The sequence below is a fragment of the Lentiprolixibacter sp. genome, assembly GCF_982873095.1.
Genome location: NZ_CEYNTP010000274.1, coordinates 1 through 3,368, shown reverse-complemented (window position 1 = coordinate 3,368; position 3,368 = coordinate 1). Strand labels below are relative to the sequence as shown.

6 protein-coding genes are annotated in these 3,368 nt (G+C 45.5%); all 6 read right to left on the bottom strand.

The features are described 5' to 3' along the window. Positions 1-31 precede the first annotated feature (31 nt). Positions 32-433 carry a large conductance mechanosensitive channel protein MscL gene (gene mscL / locus AC4E7D_RS13065; RefSeq protein WP_490174229.1) on the bottom strand — a complete coding sequence of 134 codons (402 nt, stop codon included), beginning with the start codon at positions 431-433 and terminating at the stop codon, positions 32-34. A 37-nt stretch (positions 434-470) separates the two neighbouring features. Beyond that, a complete protein-coding gene (locus tag AC4E7D_RS13060) occupies positions 471-1,397 on the bottom strand; it encodes a DUF3078 domain-containing protein (RefSeq protein ID WP_490174228.1) in 927 nt (308 codons plus the stop codon). Positions 1,398-1,434: 37 nt separating this feature from the next. Next, complete coding sequence (locus tag AC4E7D_RS13055; protein WP_490174227.1) at positions 1,435-1,764, bottom strand: YegP family protein; 330 nt, start codon at positions 1,762-1,764, stop codon at positions 1,435-1,437. Positions 1,765-1,829: 65 nt separating this feature from the next. Beyond that, positions 1,830-2,648, bottom strand: coding sequence for a mechanosensitive ion channel family protein (locus AC4E7D_RS13050; RefSeq protein ID WP_490174226.1), 819 nt, complete (start codon positions 2,646-2,648; stop codon positions 1,830-1,832). A gap of 31 nt (positions 2,649-2,679) precedes the next feature. Then, on the bottom strand, positions 2,680-2,868 hold the full coding sequence (locus tag AC4E7D_RS13045) for a hypothetical protein (protein ID WP_490174225.1): 189 nt from the start codon (positions 2,866-2,868) through the stop codon (positions 2,680-2,682). After that, positions 2,868-3,368 (bottom strand): RNA polymerase sigma factor (locus tag AC4E7D_RS13040; protein ID WP_490174224.1); only part of this gene is annotated, 501 nt, incomplete at its 5' end. The genes AC4E7D_RS13040 and AC4E7D_RS13045, both read right to left, overlap by 1 nt.

Here is a 3,368-nt window from a genome sequence, read left to right as displayed (position 1 = left end):
CATGTAAAGGACGTGGATCAATCTGTGTGCATCACTTCTTGAGAAGGTCGCGGATCTCTGCGAGCAATTGCTCCTGCGTAGGTCCGGCCGGAGCAGCAGGTCCTGCAGGCTTCTTGGTTTTGTTGTAGGCCTTTACAATAAGGAACATCACAAAACCTACCATAACCAGGTTCACCAGGGTATTAACCCAGGCCCCCCAGCGGATAGCGTTCTCGGCCACAAAGCCTTCTTCTCCTTCCACCCCGGAGGCTTCTGTGAGTACATACTTCAGGTTGGCAAAGTCTACACCTCCGGTAAACTCCCCTACTATGGGCATAACAATATCGCCTACAAACCCGTTGATGACAAGGCCAACGGCGCCAGCCATAATAACGGCCACTGCAAAATCGATCACATTGCCCGTCATAATGAAATTCTTGAATTCTTTTAACATGATTCTATAGTTTAATGGTTACTAAATACTTGGTTTATTAAAAGGCATAACTGAGGCCAAAGAGCCAGTACGATTGCAACTCGTTGTCCACGCTATCAAAGGTCTCCCCTGTGTTGCCCAGGGTATTAATGGAGTAGTTAAGCGCCTCCTGCTTATTGCTCCTCAGGCCAAAATCAAAGCCTACCCCAATCCCTTTCCACAGGGTATAGGCAAACGAGTTGATCCAGGTCCAGTTGCTCAGATCTGAACTTTTGTAACTCTGGAACATGGAGAGGTTCGACTTAAAATTAACTGCCCCGAGTTTTTTGGTATAGTCGGCAACGATCTTAGCACCGGCAGAGGATTCAAAGATGTCGTCCTCACTACTGAAAACAAAGTTGTAGTTCAGCGGGTGGATGACCACAACAAGATCCGCGATGGGTGTCCAGGTACCCCCAACCCCAACGTCCAGGTAGCCCGGATCATTGAAATTGTTGATCACCGTTGTGCGGTATTCCGCAAGACCGGAAACTGCAAAGGTTTTACTAAGGTTTCTTCCGTAAAGAGAACTGATGTTGAAGACATCGGTCGCCGCGCGGAAGCTGTCATTATCGGTAGGGTCATCCTTGTCATCCAGTTTCACCCAGTTAAGGTTCACATTTGCCGAATTTCTCCAGAAGAACTTGTCTTCCTTAAGATTGGCAAAGGCATTGACCGTGACCCCGATGTTCCCTGAGGAGTTGTTCGGAAATCCCTGGGCATACCAGTTGCTGAAATTGGAGAGGTTCATCCCAATGGTCCCGAATGCCCCGGTTTTCCAGCCGGGAAGGGCATCGATCTGTGCCTGAATGGCATCTGCACGTCCCTGTATAGCCGCGATTGAGTCTTTCTTAACCGCCAGGTCCGCCTTCAACTCTGCTTCCGTCTGCGCTTGTGCGAATAATGCGCCCATAAAGAACAGCGCTAAAATTACTTGTCTTTTCATATTTGCTTTTTATGATTGTGGATTGATTTACTATATACTATGATTGATCATCTACCGCTGCATCCGGAGCATTAGATTTTACAGAAGCGATCCCATTTTCCATGGCTGCTGTACCCGAATACATTTCACTGGTACCGATCACCTGTCCGTTAGCCGCTTTCAGGTTGAAATACGGGCTGCCATTTTTAGCCGTCTTCCGGTCATACCTGTTGTCATTTCCGCAGTTGCGCTTAACAGAACTGATCCCGTTATTACAACTGGCCTTTGACTTATAGGTCTCGCTGCTCAGGATTACCTGTCCGTTCCCAGCTTTCAAGTCGAACTTGAACTGACCTGATTTGGTTTTTCTAATTTCGAATTTTCCCATTTGTATTAAAATTATGTAGTTAAAAAAGTGTTTGAATTTACTCCTTTCTCCAGAAACCAGCAGGTTTATTGAAGTTCTACTTTATCCTGAACGATTTCCTTAATGGGGACCACCACTTTGGCCTCCCTGGTTTTTACTGTTACTGAAATGCCATCAATAGCTTCAATAGTCCCCTCAATATTCTTGGTTTTAATCTTGTCTCCAACGGCATAGGTCCTTCTTGCATAGAAGGCACTTAGTAGATCAGCAACAATCTCCCGGGAACCCAGTCCCAGTGCCAATGCAAAGGCCAGCAGGAAGGCCCCGATCACCAGGGTAATATTGCTGGTAATGATTTCGGTATTGATCCCTGCCTGGTTCAATGCCGTAATCAGCACAAAGATCAACAGGATGTAGTAGGCGATGCTGCTGATGATCTTAGCACCTCCAACACCCATGGAATCAAAGACACTTTGCAGGGCTTTTTTCAGCAACTTGGCCGCAAACATTCCGATCATCAGGATCACCATCGCGCTGAGCAAGACAGGGAGATAGTGTAACAGATTGGAAATTTCTGTCGATATCACGGAAAGCCCCAATACATCTGCAGCAACAATTATAAAGGTGAGCCATAAGACCCATTTCACAAAGCCGAGTAAAATTTTGGCAATATCTATTTTTATATTACTCTCCTCCCCAAACAACTGTGCGTTGTTCACCCTCTCAGAAACCTTGTCGATTTTGGCAAGGCGAAAGATTTTTCTCAACACAAATGATATGATCTTGATAACCAGCCACCCTACAAGGATTACGATGATGGCGCCAATAATACCGGGAAGGACAGAGAGGATGTCCGCGATAATTGATTTCAACGATTCGGTGGCTAAATTTCCAATTGATTCCATAGGTCTTGTGTATTAGGTGTTTTGTGAAGTATTATGATTTTCGACGGGATTTAAATACCCCTGAGATAATATCCTGGTAACTGAGGGTAAATAAGGCCCCCAGTTCCATAAGCAACTTGGCTATGGCCACATCCTGCATAACCTTTTTCTTAAGACTCTGGGGCACTTCCAGTACCCGTTTGTCCAGTTCTTTAAAGGGATTATTGGTTTTCTTTGCCATTACGGTAATGCGTTATAGGTTTCCACTAATCTTGCCTTTGCGCGTTTCAGCCGCATTTTAACAGCGCTCTCCCCGATATCCATAAGTGCTGCCAATTCTTTTATGGATACATCATCCTGGTATTTCAGGAGTAAGAGCGTTTTTTCTTCAGCAGGTGCCAGATCCAGTGCCTTTTTAAGGTTTTCCGATCGCAGCATGAAAAGACTCTTATCTTCCACCTCCACGGCCAGGTTATGCTCCTCTACATCAAATGAATCGGTCTTTTCCTTTATCTTCCGCTCCTTGTTCCGATTCACATAGTTCACACAGTAATTGTAGGTGAGGGCATACACCCAACTTGAGAATTTAGACCTGCCCTGAAAACTACCCAGTTTTACAAAAATGTTCAGGAATACATCCTGAGTAAGGTCTTCCGCTTCATCTTCTGACCTAGCAAAACCATTGCATTTGTTGTATACCCGTTTCGCGTAACGGTCGTATAACATGCCAAAGAGCAGGGT

Bases quoted from the DNA above. Each gene is read 5' to 3' on its own strand.
- mscL (WP_490174229.1), bottom strand. From the start codon at position 433: ATGTTAAAAGAATTCAAGAATTTCATTATGACGGGCAATGTGATCGAT.
- AC4E7D_RS13060 (WP_490174228.1), bottom strand. From the start codon at position 1,397: ATGAAAAGACAAGTAATTTTAGCGCTGTTCTTTATGGGCGCATTATTC.
- AC4E7D_RS13055 (WP_490174227.1), bottom strand. From the start codon at position 1,764: ATGGGAAAATTCGAAATTAGAAAAACCAAATCAGGTCAGTTCAAGTTC.
- AC4E7D_RS13050 (WP_490174226.1), bottom strand. From the start codon at position 2,648: ATGGAATCAATTGGAAATTTAGCCACCGAATCGTTGAAATCAATTATC.
- AC4E7D_RS13045 (WP_490174225.1), bottom strand. From the start codon at position 2,868: ATGGCAAAGAAAACCAATAATCCCTTTAAAGAACTGGACAAACGGGTA.